This is a genomic window from Chenggangzhangella methanolivorans (assembly GCF_019797865.1).
Lineage (GTDB): Bacteria > Pseudomonadota > Alphaproteobacteria > Rhizobiales > Methylopilaceae > Methylopila > Methylopila methanolivorans.
The window spans coordinates 4,884,307-4,901,956 of the sequence record NZ_CP081869.1; the positions used below are offsets into that span (position 1 = coordinate 4,884,307).

Below are 17,650 nucleotides of genomic sequence, written 5' to 3' on the forward strand. Positions count from 1 at the left end.
GCGGCGATCCGGGGGCGGCGATGAGCGTCCACTCGATCCTGTTCAAGGGCCCGATGGTCCGCGCGCTGCTCGACGGGACCAAGACGCAGACGCGGCGGGCGCTCAGCCGCTCGAACACGCTGTGGAACGGCGGCAGCTGGCCGTTCGGACGGGCTTTCGACGATCTCAACCGGCATCGCGCGTGGGTGGACGGCGGCCCGTCGCCTTCCGGTCATCCCGGCCCGTATCTGAAAGCGCCGTGGGCCGGCGAAGAGGAAGGCTCATGGGCGCGGATCTATCCCAAGGTCCAGCCCGGCGACCATCTCTGGGTGCGCGAGACCTGGTCGATCAGCTCGATCTATGACGGCTGCCGGCCGCGCGACCTCAATCCGGAGCGCGTCCCGCTCTGGTGCGGCATTCGCTACGCGGCGACGCAGGAGCGGCTCGGCATCAAGGACCGCGCCGCAATCCACATGCCGCGCTGGGCGAGCCGTCTCACGCTCGAGGTGACGGAGGTTCGCGTCGAGCGGCTTCAGGACATCAGCGAAGCCGACGCGATCGCGGAGGGCGTCGCCCAACGCAGAGACGGATGGTTCGCGGTCATCGATGAGCGCCGTGGGCTCACCGGGGCGGCGCCAGACGCTCGTTCGGCTTACGCGATGCTTTGGGACCGCATCAACGGCGCGGGCGCCTGGGACGCGAACCCGTGGGTCGCGGTCTACGGCTTCACGGTCCAGCGCCGCAACGTCGATCAGCCGAAGCCTGATCCGGACCCCGCCGACTGCTTCGACATCGAAGAGGTCGCCTCGTGAGCGCGGCGCTCGACGCGGCGGCGCGGGCGCTCGGCGAGGCCCGCAAGGTCCATGAGCGGCGGCCCGGCGACCTTCGCGCCGAGCTCGTATTCGAGCGGGCGCGGGCGGATTTCGAGGCCGCGCGCGCGGCCGAGGCCGAGGCTCGGGCGGCGACCGCGGACGCCAGGCGCGCGAGCCTCCGGGCCGAGATGGCCCGGCTCAAGCGGGAGTTCGAGGACCGGGCGCGGGCGCTGGTGGCGCGCGCCCGGCCGAAGCGCCGCCGCGCGCAGGCGCAGGCACTCGGGCCGCTGTTCGAGGGGAGGCCGTTTTGATCCGGTATCTCTCCGTCTGCTCGGGGATCGAGGCGGCGTCGGTCGCCTGGGAGCCGCTCGGCTGGACGCCGGTGGCGTTCTCCGAGATCGAGCCGTTCCCCTCCGCCGTGCTCGCCCATCACTGGCCGCACGTTCCGAACCTCGGCGACTTCACGACGATCGACGTCGACGCGCTGCCCGAGGTCGATCTGCTCGTCGGCGGGACGCCGTGCCAGGCGTTCTCGGTCGCGGGCGCGCGGCGCTCGCTCGCCGACGCGCGCGGCAACCTCTCCCTCGCTTACGTGGACCTCGCCCATGCGCTCGCCGCAAGACGATCTCTTCGCATGGCCGTCTGGGAAAACGTCCCCGGCGTCCTCTCCACCGCCGACAACGCCTTCGGCTGTTTCCTGGGAGCGCTTGTCGGGGCAGACGATGCCTTGCCTCAGCCGTTCGGGGGCCGATGGCCCGACGCGGGTCTGGCTTCCGGGCCACGGGCACGGGCGGCATGGCGGGTTCTCGACGCTCAATATTTCGGACTGGCCCAACGACGCCGCCGTGTGTTCGTTGTCGTCGATCTTGGAGGCGGGGCCGATCCCGCAGCGGTTCTTTTTGAGCCCGCGGGCCTGCGCCGGCATCCTCCGTCGCGCGGAGAAACGGGGCAAGACCTTGCCCCCACTCTTGGCGCGCGCGCTTCTCGCAGCAGCACGACAGACTTCGACCTTGACGGAGGACTGATCGCCAAACCGCTGCTGGCGGGCGGGCACGGCAACAATCCTCTCGACGAGAACCTGGTCGTCTTCGACACGACGCAGATCACGTCCGGCGAGAACCGCAGCAATCCTCGGCCTGGCGACCCGTGCCACACTCTCTCCGGTGAAGGGCACCCGCCGGCGTTGGCCTGCATTCCGATCGCCGAGAGCGGAAAGCGGACCGGAGCTTCCTCGACCGATCTGAAGGCCGGGGACGGCATCGGGCGTGATGGCGACCCGATGTTCACGCTGTCGACCGACAGCCGGCACGCCGTCGCGTTCAGCTTGCGCGGTCGTGAAGGTGGCGCCGTTCCTGAGGTCTCGTCGGATGGGTTAGCTCCGACAGTCCGGACGCCCGGCGGCGGCGCGTCGCACACCTTCGTCGCGCAAGCTTGGGGGCTTCGAAACGATGCTCGAGACGGAGAAGCCAAGACGCCGAGCCTTGACGCAGAAGGGCGCGAGCGTCTCCGAGACGCAGGTTTTAACGTTTTGGAGGAGTGCGCTCCGACCCTCGATACTGGCGCAGCCCATTCGGTCGGTTCGGCCTCCGGTGTCCGCCGCCTGACGCCCGTCGAATGCGCGCGTCTGCAGGGGTTCGCCGACGACCACGCCGCGATCGTCTATCGCGGCAAGCCGGCGGCGGACGGGCCGCAATACAAGGTCTTCGGCAATTCGAAAGCCGTCTACGCCGTCCGCTGGCTCGGCGGCCGGATCGCCATGCATTGGCCTCAGGCGCTTCGCGAGGCCGCGGAATGACCCGGCTCAGCGGCACGCCCTATGACCGGCTGGCGGCGCCGGGATCGCTTTCGGAGACGCAGGCCCGCGCCAAGGACCGTACGGCGCGGATGGCGGCCGGCGGCGAGATGGTTCCGGCTGCGCGGCTCATCGCTGCGGAGGCGAAGGCGGCGGAGCGCTTGCGCGATCTCTCGGCCACGATCGCGCGGCTCGAGGCGACGCTCGCGCTGAAAAGCGCCCCGAAGGCCGACCCGGCGCAGGGCAGGCGGATCGCCGATCTCGAAGCCGCGCTTGGCCAGAGCAAGGCGGCGCTGCTCGCGGCCGAGACCGAGACCGCCCGGCTTAACGGCGAGGTGGCGGCGCTAAAGCGGCAGGCCGAGGAGGCTGCGGAGTTTAAGGCGCTCAGCCAGGCCAACGCCGCCGCGCGGCACGAGCGGCGCGTGGCGGCGCTCGAGGCGACGATCTCCGACCTCAAGACCCGGCTCGCCGCGGCGGCGTCTACGCCCGGGCGCGAGAGCGAGGTTTTGGGCGAGGTCACGCGGCTCGAAGCCGAGCTCGCGGCGGCGCGCCGGAGCGCGAGCGAGGCGATCGCCGACCGCGATCACGCACGGCGCGAGCGCGACCTTGCGGTCGACCGGCTGGCGCAGGACCTCGTCGCGCGCGCGGCCGAGGCGCTGGCGCGGCTTGGCGGCGCGAAGGTCGAGGCCGCGCCGAAGGCCAAGAGCGCGCCGTCCAAGAGCCCTTCTGGGAAGCCCGTGACGGCGGCGCCGAAGGGCAAGCCCTATGTCTGGCCGGCGGGGTACGGCAAGTGAGCGCGCCCGCACGGCCCGCGTTGCGCTGGCATGGCGGCAAGTGGCTGCTCGCGCCCTGGATCATCGCCCATCTGCCGCCGCATCGGGTCTATGTCGAGCCGTTCGGCGGCGCGGCCTCGGTGCTGCTGCGCAAGGAGTCGTCCTACGCCGAGATCTACAACGATCTCGACGACGAGGTGGTGGGGCTGTTTCGCGTGCTGCGCGAGCCCGCGAGCGCGGCCGAGCTCGAGCGGCGCCTGCGGCTCACCCCCTTCGCGCGGACCGAGTTCCGCGAGGCCTATGAGGCGACCGAAGAGCCGATCGAGCGGGCCCGGCGGCTCGTCATCCGCTCCTTCATGGGGTTCGGCTCGAACGCTCATGCGAGCCAGGCCAAGGGCCACCGCTCGACCGGGTTCCGCTCAAACGCGCATCGCAGCGGCACGACGCCGGCGTTCGACTGGATGAACTATCCGGACGCACTCGCGGCGATGACGGCGCGGCTCGCCGGCGTCGTGATCGAGAGCCGCGACGCGCGCGAGCTCATCGTCCAGCACGACCGGGCGGACACGCTGTTCTTCCTTGATCCGCCATACCTTCCAGAGACGCGCGCGCGGGGGAACCCGCATGACTTCCGCTGGCGAATGTATCGCCACGAACTCACGCGCGAGGACCATGCGGCCCTGCTGCAGCAGCTCCTCGGCCTCGCTGGCATGGTGGTGCTTTGCGGCTATCCGGCCGCGCTCTATGACGAGGCGCTCGCCGGCTGGCGGCGGATCGAACGGGCGGCTTTCGCCGACGGCGCGCGCGAGCGGACGGAAGTTCTCTGGATCAATCCTGCAGCAGCTCGCGCGATCGACCGCGCGCGCGGCGCCGGGACGCTGTTCGCGGAGGCCGCGGAATGAAGGCCCCCTCCGCACGCGGGCTGTTCCGCGCGACCGGCAAGACGGCGAGGCCCGTCGCAGTGCGCGACGAGGAGACTGGCGAATACGCCAAGGTGGCGGAGCGCCCGCGCAAAAGGACGGGTTCGAGCCGACGCCCGCGGAGGCGACGGAAGCGTTCTGCGCCCGAGATCGACCGGCTGCGCGGCCGAAAAATCTGGGAGCCGGCGGCGGGCGACGGCGCGATGTTGCGCGTGTTCGCCGCCTTCGGCCTCGACGTCGTCGCGAGCGATCTTGTGGACCGCGGCTGCGGCGCGACCGTGCGCTCGTTCTTTGACTTCGCCGCGCCGCCGGCGCACGCAATCGTCACCAATCCGCCGTTTCACGAAAGCTCGTGGGGCCACGGCAAGGCGCGCTGGATCGGCCATGCGCTCGACAGGCTCGGCGTCGACTACATGGCGCTGCTGATGCCGTTCAACTGGTGCGGGGCGGGCGGGCTCGGCCCGCTCTGGTCGCGGCGGCCGCCGGCGCGCGTCTATCTGATGCGCTGGCGGCTCGACTTCACGGGGCAGGGCGCGCAGCCGGCGCTGCACGCCTGGTACGTCTGGGACGGGCCGACGGCCGAGGGCGACACGCGCCTCTTGATGCTCGACCGCGTCGTGCTCGGGCAGGGCGCGCTCTTCGGCGGCGAGCCGCTCGAGGGCGGATCATGACCACGATCCGCCGCCGAAAGATCTCCAGCGCGGTGCGCGCGATCCTGTCGATCGAGCCGATGCGTCGCCGATTCCGCACGCTGCATCCGCCGCGGCGCTATTCGGTGAAAGGGCTGCGGCCGCCGTTCCAGCTGGACGGCTACGTCACGGTCAGCGTCGCGCGGGTGCGCTGGGCCGAGCGAGGGTTTTCGTGAGCGCCCGCATACGCCGGCTATTCGCTGGACGGGCCGAGACCCGCGAGGAGATGGCGGCCCGCCGCAAGGCCGCGTTGAAACGCATGGCGGCGGGCAAGCCGAAGCCTGCGGCCCGCGCCCCGGCGCCGAGCCATGCCGGCCTGCCGGAGTTCGCGATCCTCGCCGCGGGCGGCGGGCCTTACGCGCCCTCGGACGTCACGGCCGTCGTGGCGCGCGCGATCGCGCGGCCCGGCACGCAGGGCTTCGTCGACGCCGGCGCCTATTGGCTGCTCGGCCTCACCAGGATGACGCCCGAGAGCGTCGCCGAGCTGCTCGGCCTCGTGGGCGGGAAGGCGCGCGCCGCGCGGCGGCGGCCTACGCCGAGGCCGCGGGACTGCCGGCGGTGCTGATCGCGCCGGACGACTTCAGACGCAGGGGACGAGCATGAGCGGGCCGCGTTATTCGGTGATCCCGGCGGGCGCGATCTGCGACCCGCGGCTGGACGGACGCTACGACCTGAAGGTGCTGGGGCTGCTCGGCACGCACAGCGACAATAGCGGCTGGTGCTATCGCAGCCAGGCCACCATGGCCGAGCAGCTCGGATGCGGCCGCGCGACCGTGCAGCGCGCGCTCGACCGGCTGGAAGAGTTCGGCTGGATCGAACGGCTGGCGCAGCTGCGCGACGACGGCGCGACCTCGGTCAACGCCTATCGCGTCGTGCTCGACGTGGAGGACGCCGACCCCCCCGCCTCACCGGTGAGGCGGGCCCGCCCGCCCTATGAGCGGGCGGGGGCCCGCCCGTTCCATGGGCGGGCGGGCATAAGAACGTCCCCTGAAAAAACGAATGGGAGAGAGAGCGCGGGCGCTGTCGGGCAGGACAGGCAAGGGGCTGGGCGAGAGGACGAGGGCGACGCCGAAGCGCGGCGCGAGGCGGCGCAGGCCGACGAGCGGGACGTGGAGGCGCGGCTCGCCGCCTTCCGGCCGATCTGGCCGACGACGCCGACCGACGACGCCATGTCGGTCGAGGCGGCGATGCGGGCGCTCGACCCCGAGAGCCGGGCCGAGGCGGTGGCGGGCGCGCCGGTGTTTCTCGCCGCGCTGAAGGCCGACCGCCGCAAGATCACCATCAGCGGCGAGACCTTCCTGCGGCGGCGGCGCTGGGAGCCGGCGGTCGAGGCCGCGAAGGCGCAGGCGGCGGGCGGTGGCGCGGCGCGGCCCGGCGCGACGGCGGCGGTGTTCGACCCGCTGACCAAGATCTGGTGGGCCGGGCAGCTGATGCGCGCCAAGGCCGGCGTGACGGGCTTCGAGCTTCGCAAGACCATCACGCTGGCGCAGAGCCGCGTGGGCTGGCGGCCGGCGAACCCGGAGGCTCGGGAGGCGGCCGAGACGCTGGCCGACACCTTGCGGCCGACGCCGAGCGACGGCGAGCGGGCGGGGCGCTGGTTCGCCTGGTTCCGGGAGCGCGGGGCTGATTTCGGCGTGCTTCTCAGCGGCAAGGCGATCTTCGTGTTCCTGCCGGACCACGACCCGCCGGACGAGGGCGAAGACGACGAGATGGTGGCTTGAGGCGGCGAGAGGCGGGGATGGCGATGACGGCGAAGAAGCCCAAGGGGTGGTACGGCAAAGCGGCGAAGGCCGACCGGCGCGAGAAGCGCGCTCGGCGGGCTCGGCTTGAGCAGGTGCATCGGGCGAAAAAGGGTTTGGGGCCGAGGTCGGCGCCTTCGCCCGAGGACAGGGCGGCCGCAGCCGAGCGCTCGGCGATTGCCATCGCCAAGGCCAAGGCCGAAGCCGACGAGATTGGCGCGCGGGTGGAGGCGAAGGCGGCGAACGGGCGCGAGGCGCGTGCTCGATCGGTCAAGGAATATGATCGTCAGGCAAGAGCGTTGCGGCGCGATCTTCAACCAAAGCTTTCGGGCGTCGATAGGGGTACGCCGCATACCCGACGACAGCACCGCAAGACGAGCTTTGAGCGGCTTTGCGATGAACGGGCCGTGACGGGCGACATGGCGCAGGCGGCGCAGGAGATCGAGCGCGTCTACCTCGCGATCTGCGGCGCCGTGGTGATCGGCGGACTTGGGTTGGAGCGAGGCGGTGGAGGTGGATCCGCGGGGCCGATCTCGGACGGGGTCGCGATGGCGCACGCCAGTCGGTACAAGCCTTGGGCCGACGAGATGGCTCGCATGCGAAAGGGTGGAGACTGGCCGTTCCTCGAGATCGTCATTGACGTGGTGGTTGACGGTCGAACCTTCCGAGACGTCGAAACTGAGAAGCGGATGCGCAACGGCGCGGCACGTCACGCGCTGTGTTGGGCGTTGCTGAAGTACGGCGTCATGGCGAGGTGGTGCGATGTCAGTGTCCTGCGGGAGTACGAGGATCGCTACGATGTCCACAGACGGGCGCTGAAAGCCGCTTGACGGCGGGGACGGAATAGGGCCTCTTTTCGATCAAATCGGGTTGTGCGCCCGCTTCGGTCCGGCGAGGCGGGCTTTTCTTTGCCCATCCGGTCGCTCACCCTCATCGTCGGTCGGTCAACCGACCGCCCCGACCCAGCCCCGGCGGGTCCTTCCCCGCCTTCTGACGCAATGCGGTGAGCTTTAGCGCTTACGTTCTCTAGCCATTGGTCCGGTCAACATCGTTGACCGGGTTGACCCCACATGGGTGACGCGGATGACGCAGCAGGTTGACGGCCAGTCTGGCCTCGTCACCGCCGCCGAATACGCTCGCCTGCGAGGCGTCTCCAAGCAGGCGGCGTCGAAGTGGCCGCTCGTGAAGGTGCCGGACCCGAACCGGCCCGGCATGCACCTCGTCGACGTCGCCGCGACCGACGCCAAGCGCGGCGTCGAGCAGAACCCGCTGAAGCGCCAGGCCCCGATCGAAGTCGCGCCGGCCGAAGACGAGCCCCGCGCTCCGCAGTCGCCCACGCTGGTGCCGGACGAGATCCAGACGCAGGGCCGATCGGCCCGCGTTGAACGCGAGCACTGGGCGGCCAAGAACGAGCGGCTCAACTACGAGCAGCGCGTCGGCCGCCTGATCGACCGCCGCGCCGCCGAACACGCGCAGACCGAGACCGCCAAGGCGACGCGCGCGCGCCTCGCCTCCGTCGGCGCCCGCGTCGCGCAGCGCGCGTCCGAACTCAGCGATCCGCGCGCCATCCGCGCGCTGATCGACGACGAGATCCGCAAGGCCCTGACGGCCTCGGCCGACGACCTCGACGATCTCGCCGCCACGATCGAGGCGGAAGCCGCCTCCGAGCCCGAAACCACGGACGAACCCGCCGATGCTTGACGAGATCGACCCGCGCCTCTCGCGCGCCGCCGACCTCCTCCGGGCGTCGGCGCGCGCGCTCCGTCCCGACGCGCCGATCTCGGTCTCCGACTGGGCGCTTCGCCACCGCGTGCTGTCGCCGGAGGCCTCGAGCCAGCCCGGCAAATGGACCCACGACGCGATGCCCTATCTCGTCGAGATCATGGACGCGCTCGGGCCCGAGGATCCCTGCCACACGGTCGCGCTCATGAAGCCCGCCCAGTCGGCGGGCTCGGCCGGCGGCGAGAACTGGTTCGGCCACATGATGCACCGCGTCCCGGGCCCGGCCATGTACGTCCAGGCGACCATCAAGGCCGCCAAGGACTGGAAGACCGAGAAATTCGATCCGATGATCCGCGACTGCGCGGTTCTCGCGCCGGAGCGCGGCGGCGTGGTCCGCCCGCAGAAGTCGCGCGACGGGTCCGGCACGAAGGGCGACCGCGTCGTCTTCGGCGGCGGCTTCATCCTGCTCGCCGGCGCGAACTCGGCCGCCGGCCTTCGCCAGCACTCGATCCGCTACATGTTCAAGGACGACGTCGACGCATGGCCCGAGGAGGTCGTGTCGAAGGGCGGCGGCCGTTCGGAAGGCGATCCCGACGCGCTCGCTGACGGCCGCATCAAGACGTACAAGCGCTTCGGCCTGTCGAAGGAGTTCGTGTGCTCCTCGCCGACATGGAAGCGCTTCTCGCGGATCGAGAAAAAGTACCAGGCGGGCGACCGGCGCCGCTGGTACATGGGCTGCCCGGCCTGCCTGACGCGCACCGACTTCGAATGGGAGGACGTCGTACGCGAGGAGCGCGCGCCGTTCCGCGCCCGCATCGTCTGCCCGGGCTGCGAGACCGAGCTTCGCCAGAGCGACCGCGACGAGATGAACGCGATCGGCGGCTGGATCACGACCGCGCCGGACGCCGACGGCGTGGTCCCCGCGAAAAGCCTGTCGCCCGAGGACTTCGCGGTCTGGCTCGCGCGCTCGGCCGAGATGCTGTCGCCGATCAAGAGCTACGCCATCACGGGCGTCATGAACTTCCTCGACACATGGGACGAGCTCGCGGCCAAGCACGCCGCGGCCGGCTCCGATCCGGTCGCGCTCAAGAAGTTCGAGAACGTCGACCTCGGCCGGCCCTTCGACGCGCAGGACGAGCTCGTCGCATGGGAGACGCTGTCGGCCCGCCGCGAGGCCGACTTCCGGCTCCGTCGCGCGCCCCACGGTCCGCTCGCCTTCACCATGGGCGTCGACGTTCAGGGCTACGGAATCTATGTCGAGACCGTCGGCTGGGGGCCGGACCGCGAGAGCTGGACGATCGACGCCCAGCTCCTGCCGGGCGAGACCGACGCGCCGGGCGAGGGCGCCTGGCCGAAGCTCGCCTCGCTGATCGACCGCGGGATCACGCTCCCCTCGGGCGCGCGGGTCGAGCCCGACCTCGTGATGGTGGACTCCGGCTACAACGCCGAGGCCGTCTACAGCTTCGTCAAGCGCCGCCCGAACGCGATCGCGATCAAGGGCGTCGACGGCTGGAACAAGCCCGCGATCGCCCGCGCCGAAAGCGCCGAGGTGCAGAAGTCGGGGCTTTCGACCGGCAAGGCCAAGCGTCACGGCGTCAAGGTCTGGGTCGTGGGCGGCTGGTCGCTGAAATCCGCGATCATGATCTACCTGTCGCGGGCGCTGAAGGAGGCCGAGGCCGGCCAGTCGGTCCCGCGCGGCTACTGCCATTTCCCGGCCGATCTCGAGGACGACTACTTTCGCCAGCTCGTGGCCGAAAGCGTGATCGTTGAGACGGTCGCCGGCGAGCCGCGCCGGCGCTGGAAGCGCCACGGCGAGAACCACTATCTCGACTGCCGCACCTACAACCTCGCGGGCACGCATTTCCTCGGGCTCTGGAACTGGACCGAGGAGCGATGGGCGGCCCGTGCGGCCGATCTCGCGCGTCTGTCCGCGCCCGTCCAGGCCAGCATGTTCGGCGACGCCTCCGGGGCGACGCGCGAGATCACGAGCGCGCCGGCGCAAGCCGAAACGCCGCCGCAGGCGGACCCCGAGGCCCCGACGCAGAAGCCGGCCCGCATCCGCGGCTCCGTCTTCGCCGGGCTCGGCGACCTTGCGAGCCTCAACCAGTGAAGGAGACCGCCATGACCAAGCTCAAGGCCGACGACGCCGCGCCGTCGAAGGTGAGGATCGCGCTCGGCGACGTCGTCAAGCTGAAGGCGGGCGGCGACGAGATGGAGGTGACGGCGCTCCATCCGGGCCTCGTCACGACGCAGTGGGGCGAAGGGCTCTCTCGCATGCAGGCGTCGTTTCCGGCCGACGACGTCGTCGTGGTCCGCGCCGCGAAGGCCGCTGAGGCCTAAACGATGGCCCGCACGGTCGCCGAGCTCGAAGCGCTGATCGCCGCACTCGAGGCGGAGAAGATCGCGCGGCTGACGACCTCGCGCGCGACCAAGATCGGCTACGACGGCAAGGTCCAGACCGAGTTCGCGACCGCGACCCTCGCCGAGATCGACGCCGAGATCCTGCGGCTGAAGGCCGAGCTCGCCCGGCTCACCGGCGACCGCTCGCCGGTCCGCCCGGTCTATGCGGGCTTCGGGCGATGACGGCGGCGCCCGCCAAGCCCCGCGTGCGCGTTCCGGCGGGCTCGCGCCCCATGGCCGCGATCCCGCGCGCATCGCATCATTCGGCCGACATGGCCGCCCAGGCGGTCGCCGGCTGGATGCCGCCGCTGCTCTCGCCCGACGCCGAATGGCTCTACGAGCGCGACCTTTCGGTCGCCCGCATCCGCGACCTCGTTCGCAACGACGGATGGGCGCAGGCCGCCGTCGACCGCATGGTCGACATGACCGTCGGCGCGACGTTCCGGCTTTCTGCCAAGCCCGACGCCGTCGCGCTCGGCATCGATCAGGCCGAGGCCGACGCTCTCGCGCTCCGGATCGAGGCCAAGTGGCGCAAATACGCCCAGGATCCGACGTTCCGGGCGGACGCCGAGCGCGCGCTGCCCGTTGTGGGGCTCTTCGGGCTCGCGGCGCGCGAGCTGGTGGCGACCGGCGAGGCCTGCGCGGTGCTGCGCTGGCTCCCCAAGGCCGGATGGCCGTTCTCGACCGCGGTCCAGATGGTCGACGCCGACCGACTGTCGAACCCGAACAACCGCGCGGACGACGACAAGATCCGCGGCGGCGTCGAATGCGACGAGAACGGCGCGGCGGTCGCCTATCATTTCCGCGACGGCCACCCGTCGGACTGGTTCGCGGGCGCGAAAGGCAACATCTGGACGCGGATCGAGCGCTTCGAGACGCTCGGGGACTGGGAGCGGCCCAAGGTCCTGCACCTGTTCGAGAAGCGCCGGCCCGGCCAGCGCCGCGGCGTGTCGCGCCTCGTGGCGGCGCTCGTCAAGCAGCGGCTGCTCGCGAAGTATTCGGAGGCCGAGGTCAAGGCCGCGGCGCTGAACGGCTCGATCGTCGGCGCGATCTACACGCAGATGGGCTCGGAATACGCGGCCGAAGCGCTCGGGTCCGATACCGGCCAGCAGGACTGGGGCGCGTTCAACTCCGAGCGTGTCAAGTTCTACAATGACCGCCGGCAGATGGACGAAGCCCGCTTCGTCACGATGTTCCCGTCCGACCGGCTCGACCTCAACTCGACGCCGCGTCAGGTCTCCGGCTATCCGGCCTTCCAGAAGGCGTTCCTGCAGGGGTTCGCCGCCTCGCTCGGCATCTCCTACGAGCAGCTTTCTGGACTACGTCGACGACTCGCTCGTCGGCGCGGGCTGCGCTGAACGAGACCTGGCGCACGATCCAGCGCCTGCGGGCCGTCATCGTCTGGGGCTTCGTCCAGCCGGTCTATGCCGCTTGGCTCGAGGACGCGATCGACACCGGCGAGGTCGAGCTTCCGGCGGGCGCGCCCGACTTCTACGACGAGCCCGCGGCCTATTCGCAGGCCGAATGGGTCGGTCCCGGCCGCGGCTATGTCGATCCGGTCAAGGAAGCCCATGCCGCGATCATGCGGATCAAGGGCGGGATCTCGACCTATGAGCGTGAGGCGGCCGAACAGGGCGGCGACTGGATCCTCACGCTCCAGCAGCGCAAGCGCGAGCAGGACGCGTTCCGCGAGGCCGGCGTGCCGCTCGGCGACGACGCGGCCGCGGCTGCGCCTGCGCGTGCTCAGCCCGACGAGGACAGTCGCGAAGACGAGGAGGATCGCCGCCCGGGCGATCCAGAGGCCCGTGCGGCCGCATGACCACGAGGAAAGCCAGATGACGACCGTTCCCAGCACGTCCGACGAGCGGACCGTGAACAACACGATGCGCCACGCCTACCGCGTCCTGTCCGACGAGGAAAAGGCCGCGATGCAGGAGATCAAGGACATGGGGCTGGCGTTCCATGACCGCATCGCGGCGCTCGGCGCCAGCCGAGAGGTCTCGCTCGCGAAGACGAAGGTCGAGGAAGCCGTCATGTGGGCGGTCAAGCACCTCACCGCCTAAACCCACGGATCAGCGATGACCGATCTCGACCTCGCCCTGCGCACGCCGGGACGGGCGCTTCTGCTCGAGCCGCGCGCGGCGCGGGCGCACGCCTCGCGCCTGATGGCGGCCGAGCGGCCCCGCCGCTCGCGCGGCCTGGTCGCGGCGCTTGCCGGCGCCGTCGGTTTCGCCAAGGACGACGCTGCGCCGGAAAAGCCCGAGGCTCTGGTCTCACGGGTCGAATGGGCGAGCGAGGTCGCGTTCGGAGCCGGCTTCGCGATCTGCGGTCCGATCGCCGTCATCGACGTCTCGGGCGTCCTGACGGCCAAGGGCTACTACGACTGGTGGAACGAGGAGTGGGTTCCGGGCTATCGCGGGATCAGCGCCGCGATCGCCGCGGCCCGCGCCGACGAGCGCGTCTCGGCGATCCTGCTGCGCGAGGATTCGCCGGGCGGCCTCGTCTCGGAAAACTTCGACCTCTGCGACGAGATCCATGAGGGCTCGGCCCGCAACGGCGGCAAGCCGATCTGGGCCCATGTGTCGAGCCTCTGCTGTTCGGCCGCCTATTCGATCGCCGCCTCCTGCGACCGCGTTCTCGCGAGCCGCGAGGCCGAAATCGGATCGATCGGCGTCGTCATCGTGCATGTCGACGAGAGCGAGCTGCTCAAGGACTGGGGCCTCAGGGTGGAGGCGATCGAGAGCGCGCCGGGAAAGACCATGGGCGCGCCCTGGAAGCCGCTCGACGACGCAACCCGCGAGCATTGGCAGGCCGACGTGGACGAGCTCGCGGGCCGTTTCTCGGCCGTCGTCGAGCGCGGTCGCGGCCTTTCCGCCGAACAGATCAAGGCGCTCGACGCCCGCTACTTCCTCGCCGACCACGCCGACGCCGCGCGCTCCGCGCTCTCGCTCGGCCTCGTCGACGAGATCCTGACCGAACGGGCGGCCGCGGCCGCCCTCCTCAATTCCCTGTCGCTCCCCGATGGAACCGGGACGCCCGCTGCGGCAGGGGCTTCGCGCGCGGCGTCCCGGCCCAGAAAGGAACAGGCGATGTCGAAGATCGACGCCGCAATGATCGCGGCGCTCGAGGCCGAGGCCGAGAGCGACGACGAGGAGACCAAGTCCGCGGCCGACGACAAGCTCGGCCGCATCAAGGCGATCCTCGACGAGGAAGACGAGGACAAGGACGACGAAGAGGCCTCGACCGAAGACGACGACGAGACCGAGGCCAAGGCGAACGCCAAGGCCGGAAGGGGCAAGGCGAAGGCGTCCGCCTCGACGGGCGTCGCGGCCGTGATGGCCGTGTTCGACCTGCCCGAAGCGCGCGGCCGCGAGAAGCTCGCCCGCTCGCTGGCCGCGAAGGCCGGCGACGGCAAGATCTCGGTCGAGGAGGCCAAGGAAATGCTCGCCGCGTCGCCGAAGGCCTCGCGCCTCGGCGAGGCGATGGAAGGCCGGGACAAGGGCCTCAAGCCCGACGCCCCGGCCGGGGACGCCGAAGCGCTCGTGAGCGGCGTGATGGCGATGTACCGCGGCAAGCCCGCCGAGAAGAGGAGCGCGTGACATGACCGCATATTTCGGAAACGACGGCTCCGTCTCGGCCGACGACGGCCTCGTCTGCGGCGAGGTCGACAGCGCCCGCATCACTCTGGCGAGCGGGCAGAACCTCCAGCGCGGCGCGCTGCTCGGCAAGATCACGGCGAGCGGCAAGTACATCCTGAGCCTGTCGGCCGCGAACGACGGCTCGCAGACCCCTGCCGTGGTGCTGGCCGAGGACTGCGACGCGAGCGCCGCCGACAAGGTGACGGTCGCCTACTTCCGCGGGCGCTTCGACGCCGGCGCGATGACGTTCGGGACCGGACAGACGGTCGCGAACACCCGCGAGGCGCTGCGCGACGTCGGCGTCTTCATCCACGACAGCATCCGCTGAGGCAAACACAATGGCGCTCGATATCTATACGCCCGCGGTGCTCAACCGCGTCGTCGACGATCTGAAGGACGATCCGCTCGTCGGCACCCATCTCGTGAACCGCTATTTCTCGGAAGTCTCGCAGTCGCTGCAGGAGGAGGTCTATTTCGACGTCCTCACCGAGAAGCCGCGCCTCGCGCCGTTCTGCTCGCCGCTGGTCGAAGGCCAGATCGTGCGCTCGCAGGGCTACGCCACCAAGTCGTTCCGCCCCGCCTACATCAAGGACAAGCGCGTCCTTGAGGACGGCAAGGCGGTGCGTCGCCGTCCCGGCCAGGCGATCGCCGGCCCGCTCGACCCGATGCAGACGCGTCTTCTCCAGATCGCGGCCAATTCGGAAGACCAGATCCGTATGATCAACCGCCGCCTCGAATGGATGGCCTCGACGGTGCTGCGCACCGGCCAGGTCACGATCTCGGGGGAGAAGTATCCGACGACTGTCGTGGACTTCGGCCGCGACCCCTCGCTCACCGTCACGCTGTCGGGCGGGGCGCTCTGGAGCGATCCCGGCGCCGATCCGCTCGAAGACCTCGAGGACTGGTCGAGCCTCATCCGCGGCGTCAGCGGCGCGCGCGCGGCGGAGGTCCACATGGCGGACAATGTCTGGCGCGCCTTCCGGAAGAACGAGGGCGTCAAGGAGCTGCTGCAGGACAACCGCTATTCGCCGGGCTCCGCGCTCGAACTCGGGGCCCAGTCGGCGAAGCTCGGCGCGACCTACAAGGGAACGATCGGAGACTTCCAGATCTGGATCTACGCCGACAGCTACGTCGACGACGCCGGCGTCACCCGAAAGTACTTGCCGGACGACTATCTGCTGCTGGTGTCGCCCGACCTCGAAGGCGTCCGGCACTTCGGCGTCATCAAGGACGAGGAGTGCGGGTTCCAGGTCCGCGACTACTTCCAGAAGAGCTGGACCCAGCCCGATCCGGCGGTCCGCTACATGCTGATGCAGTCGGCCCCGATCGTGGTGCCGTACCGCATCAACGCCACTCTTTCCGCAAAGGTGCTCTGATGGGAAAGCTGATCGCGCGCCACACGATCCAGATGGTTCTCGACGGCAAGCGCAAGGCCGTCGTCCCGGGCGAAGAGTTCGAGGTCAAGGACGCGGCCGAGGAGAAGCGCCTCCTCGCGACCGGAGCCGCGTTCCGCAAGGGCGCGGTCGACCCCGACGAGGACGGCGTGGCGAGCGGCGACCCGCTGTTCTCGCCGCCGGCCGGCCCGGTCTCCGGCGAAACCTCGCCGCCTTCGGCCGCCGCGGTCGCCAAGGCCGCGAAGTAAGACCTCGACAGGGCCGCCTCAGGGCGGCCCTGTCGTTTTGACAGGACGCAGCCCATGCGACAGGACCTCGCCGACCTCGCCGTCGACGCGGCCTTCGTGCTTGGCGCGCCGGCGTCCTATCGCGCGCCGCTCACGCCGGGCGGCGCGGCCTGCAAGGTCATGGTGTTCTCGCCCGACGCCGATCTCGACATCGGGTCCTCGCGGGTGTCGGTCACGACGATGCGGATCGACGTCCGGGTCTCCGAGATCGAAAAGCCTCTGCGCGACGGCTCTTTCGACCTGCTCGACGCCACGGGCGCCGTGACACAGTCCTACCGCATCATCGGCGATCCCAAGCGCGAGGACGCGCTTCGCCGGATCTGGACCTGCGTCGCGGAGCCGGTCTGAGATGGTCTCGCTCCGGGCCGATGCGTTCTTCGATGGCCGCTACTTCAACCTGAAGGAATTCTACGAGGGAAAGCTCGCGGTCGCCGAGACCGGCCTGATGAAGGCTGCTGGCATCGGCGCAGGCGTCGGCCGCGATCGGTATCGCGCGCATGTCCAGTCGTCGGGTCTGGACCCGAAGCTCGCCAAGACGGTTCGCGGCCTCGTCTATCCGCGGCCTGGCGTGAAGACGCTCTCGCCGGCGGCCTTCATCTACACCAAGGCGCCCCGGATCCTCGCGGCTTTCGAGAGCGGCGGGACGATCCGGCCCGTCAAAGGCTCGAAGTTTCTCTGGATCCCGACCGAGAATGTTCCCCGCCTCGGGGGGCGAAAGATGAAGCCGCTCGAAGTCGAGAGCCGGTTTGGCGACTTCGATCTCGTGCCGTCCCTCCTTCGCCCCGGGACCTTTCTCGCGGTCGTGCGGGCGCGGAGGAACGCCAAGAGCGGGCGTGTCCGATCGATCATCAAGCTCAAGCGCCAGCCCAAGAAAGCCGACCGGATCGTCATGTTCACGCTGGTCAAGTTCACGAGCCTGCGAAAGCGCCTCGACATTGCGGGCGTCGAGCGCGGGCTCGAGGCCGAGTGGCCCGAGATCGTGGCGCGCTCGCTCGCCGAGGCCTTCACCAACGAGGATCGCGGGTGAGCAAGCCGTCGGCCTCGCAGTCCGCCTATCTCGCGCTGTCGGACGCGCTCGCGCCCGCCTTCGCGGCGATCGGCTATCCCGATTTCGGCCGCAACGTCTCGGCGCTGAGCGATCTCGTCGCCGTGCCGGCGGGCGGGCGCATGTTCGCCACGCTGCGCGACGCAGGCGTCACGGTCGAGGACGTCCAGCTTTCGCCGCGGACCTACGAGCTCGCGGTGCGGGCCGACCTCGAGCTGATCGTGTCGGAGTCCGACGACGAGGCCCGCGACGCGAGCTTCGATCTCGCGCTCGTCGCGGTCGACGACGCGCTCGAAGCCGATCGCATGCTCGGCGAGACGGTCGCCGACGTCGAGATCGAGGGGCTCGACCCGATCGACCTCGACATCGAGGGCGCGCCCCCGGTCAAGGGCGCGATCCTGAAAATCCGGATGCTCGTGACGAGCGACCGGCCGTTCTGACTTCCACGACAACCGAGGAC

General features: G+C 70.4%; 24 protein-coding genes. All 24 read left to right on the plus strand.

The features are described 5' to 3' along the window. Window positions 1–20: 20 nt before the first annotated feature. The 24 genes from K6K41_RS25740 to K6K41_RS25855 all read left to right on the plus strand — a co-directional run bounded on the left by K6K41_RS25740 (window position 21) and on the right by K6K41_RS25855 (window position 17,630). Entirely contained in the window at window positions 21–791 is a 771-nt protein-coding gene (locus tag K6K41_RS25740) for an ASCH domain-containing protein (RefSeq protein WP_261402882.1), read from the plus strand. Further along, on the plus strand, window positions 788–1,102 hold the full coding sequence (locus tag K6K41_RS25745) for a hypothetical protein (RefSeq protein ID WP_261402883.1): 315 nt from the start codon (window positions 788–790) through the stop codon (window positions 1,100–1,102). The genes K6K41_RS25740 and K6K41_RS25745 overlap by 4 nt, the downstream gene beginning before the upstream one ends. Next, on the plus strand, window positions 1,099–2,586 hold the full coding sequence (locus K6K41_RS25750; protein WP_261402884.1) for a DNA cytosine methyltransferase: 1,488 nt from the start codon (window positions 1,099–1,101) through the stop codon (window positions 2,584–2,586). The genes K6K41_RS25745 and K6K41_RS25750 overlap by 4 nt, the downstream gene beginning before the upstream one ends. Continuing rightward, on the plus strand, window positions 2,583–3,377 hold the full coding sequence (locus K6K41_RS25755) for a hypothetical protein (RefSeq protein ID WP_261402885.1): 795 nt from the start codon (window positions 2,583–2,585) through the stop codon (window positions 3,375–3,377). The genes K6K41_RS25750 and K6K41_RS25755 overlap by 4 nt, the downstream gene beginning before the upstream one ends. Further along, window positions 3,374–4,258 carry a DNA adenine methylase gene (locus K6K41_RS25760; protein WP_261402886.1) on the plus strand — a complete coding sequence of 295 codons (885 nt, stop codon included), beginning with the start codon at window positions 3,374–3,376 and terminating at the stop codon, window positions 4,256–4,258. Before K6K41_RS25755 ends, K6K41_RS25760 begins: the two co-directional genes overlap by 4 nt. Further along, on the plus strand, window positions 4,255–4,947 hold the full coding sequence (locus K6K41_RS25765; protein ID WP_261402887.1) for a hypothetical protein: 693 nt from the start codon (window positions 4,255–4,257) through the stop codon (window positions 4,945–4,947). The genes K6K41_RS25760 and K6K41_RS25765 overlap by 4 nt, the downstream gene beginning before the upstream one ends. Beyond that, window positions 4,944–5,141, plus strand: a complete 198-nt coding sequence (locus K6K41_RS25770; protein WP_261402888.1) for a hypothetical protein — start codon at window positions 4,944–4,946, stop codon at window positions 5,139–5,141. The genes K6K41_RS25765 and K6K41_RS25770 overlap by 4 nt, the downstream gene beginning before the upstream one ends. After that, window positions 5,138–5,530 carry a hypothetical protein gene (locus K6K41_RS25775; RefSeq protein WP_261402889.1) on the plus strand — a complete coding sequence of 131 codons (393 nt, stop codon included), beginning with the start codon at window positions 5,138–5,140 and terminating at the stop codon, window positions 5,528–5,530. Before K6K41_RS25770 ends, K6K41_RS25775 begins: the two co-directional genes overlap by 4 nt. Window positions 5,531–5,564: 34 nt before the next feature. After that, the gene (locus K6K41_RS25780; RefSeq protein WP_261402890.1) at window positions 5,565–6,686 is read left to right on the plus strand and encodes a helix-turn-helix domain-containing protein; all 1,122 of its coding nucleotides are present in this window, start codon (window positions 5,565–5,567) and stop codon (window positions 6,684–6,686) included. Between the two features lie 23 nt (window positions 6,687–6,709). Then, window positions 6,710–7,534, plus strand: coding sequence for a hypothetical protein (locus tag K6K41_RS25785; RefSeq protein WP_261402891.1), 825 nt, complete (start codon window positions 6,710–6,712; stop codon window positions 7,532–7,534). A gap of 253 nt (window positions 7,535–7,787) precedes the next feature. Next, window positions 7,788–8,405 (plus strand): hypothetical protein, encoded by a 618-nt coding sequence (locus K6K41_RS25790; RefSeq protein WP_261402892.1) that lies wholly within the window; start codon window positions 7,788–7,790, stop codon window positions 8,403–8,405. Then, window positions 8,398–10,536: a phage terminase large subunit family protein gene (locus K6K41_RS25795; RefSeq protein WP_261402893.1), complete on the plus strand. Its 2,139-nt coding sequence runs from the start codon at window positions 8,398–8,400 to the stop codon at window positions 10,534–10,536. Before K6K41_RS25790 ends, K6K41_RS25795 begins: the two co-directional genes overlap by 8 nt. An 11-nt stretch (window positions 10,537–10,547) precedes the next feature. Further along, window positions 10,548–10,766 (plus strand): YodC family protein, encoded by a 219-nt coding sequence (locus K6K41_RS25800; protein WP_261402894.1) that lies wholly within the window; start codon window positions 10,548–10,550, stop codon window positions 10,764–10,766. A 3-nt stretch (window positions 10,767–10,769) separates the two neighbouring features. Next, on the plus strand, window positions 10,770–11,009 hold the full coding sequence (locus K6K41_RS25805; protein WP_261402895.1) for a hypothetical protein: 240 nt from the start codon (window positions 10,770–10,772) through the stop codon (window positions 11,007–11,009). Then, complete coding sequence (locus K6K41_RS25810) at window positions 11,006–12,184, plus strand: phage portal protein (RefSeq protein ID WP_261402896.1); 1,179 nt, start codon at window positions 11,006–11,008, stop codon at window positions 12,182–12,184. Before K6K41_RS25805 ends, K6K41_RS25810 begins: the two co-directional genes overlap by 4 nt. Window positions 12,185–12,408: 224 nt before the next feature. After that, window positions 12,409–12,645: a hypothetical protein gene (locus K6K41_RS25815; RefSeq protein WP_261402897.1), complete on the plus strand. Its 237-nt coding sequence runs from the start codon at window positions 12,409–12,411 to the stop codon at window positions 12,643–12,645. A gap of 16 nt (window positions 12,646–12,661) precedes the next feature. Beyond that, window positions 12,662–12,889, plus strand: coding sequence for an Acb2/Tad1 domain-containing protein (locus K6K41_RS25820; protein WP_261402898.1), 228 nt, complete (start codon window positions 12,662–12,664; stop codon window positions 12,887–12,889). A gap of 15 nt (window positions 12,890–12,904) precedes the next feature. Then, window positions 12,905–14,425, plus strand: a complete 1,521-nt coding sequence (locus K6K41_RS25825; protein ID WP_261402899.1) for a S49 family peptidase — start codon at window positions 12,905–12,907, stop codon at window positions 14,423–14,425. A gap of 1 nt (window position 14,426) precedes the next feature. Beyond that, a complete protein-coding gene (locus K6K41_RS25830; RefSeq protein ID WP_261402900.1) occupies window positions 14,427–14,792 on the plus strand; it encodes a head decoration protein in 366 nt (121 codons plus the stop codon). Window positions 14,793–14,802: 10 nt separating this feature from the next. Then, a complete protein-coding gene (locus tag K6K41_RS25835) occupies window positions 14,803–15,840 on the plus strand; it encodes a major capsid protein (protein WP_261402901.1) in 1,038 nt (345 codons plus the stop codon). Further along, on the plus strand, window positions 15,840–16,106 hold the full coding sequence (locus K6K41_RS25840) for a hypothetical protein (protein ID WP_261402902.1): 267 nt from the start codon (window positions 15,840–15,842) through the stop codon (window positions 16,104–16,106). The genes K6K41_RS25835 and K6K41_RS25840 overlap by 1 nt, the downstream gene beginning before the upstream one ends. 54 nt (window positions 16,107–16,160) lie before the next feature. After that, complete coding sequence (locus K6K41_RS25845; RefSeq protein WP_261402903.1) at window positions 16,161–16,493, plus strand: head-tail joining protein; 333 nt, start codon at window positions 16,161–16,163, stop codon at window positions 16,491–16,493. A 1-nt stretch (window position 16,494) separates the two neighbouring features. Then, on the plus strand, window positions 16,495–17,172 hold the full coding sequence (locus tag K6K41_RS25850; RefSeq protein WP_261402904.1) for a DUF6441 family protein: 678 nt from the start codon (window positions 16,495–16,497) through the stop codon (window positions 17,170–17,172). After that, the gene (locus K6K41_RS25855) at window positions 17,169–17,630 is read left to right on the plus strand and encodes a hypothetical protein (protein WP_261402905.1); all 462 of its coding nucleotides are present in this window, start codon (window positions 17,169–17,171) and stop codon (window positions 17,628–17,630) included. The genes K6K41_RS25850 and K6K41_RS25855 overlap by 4 nt, the downstream gene beginning before the upstream one ends. Window positions 17,631–17,650: the final 20 nt, after the last annotated feature.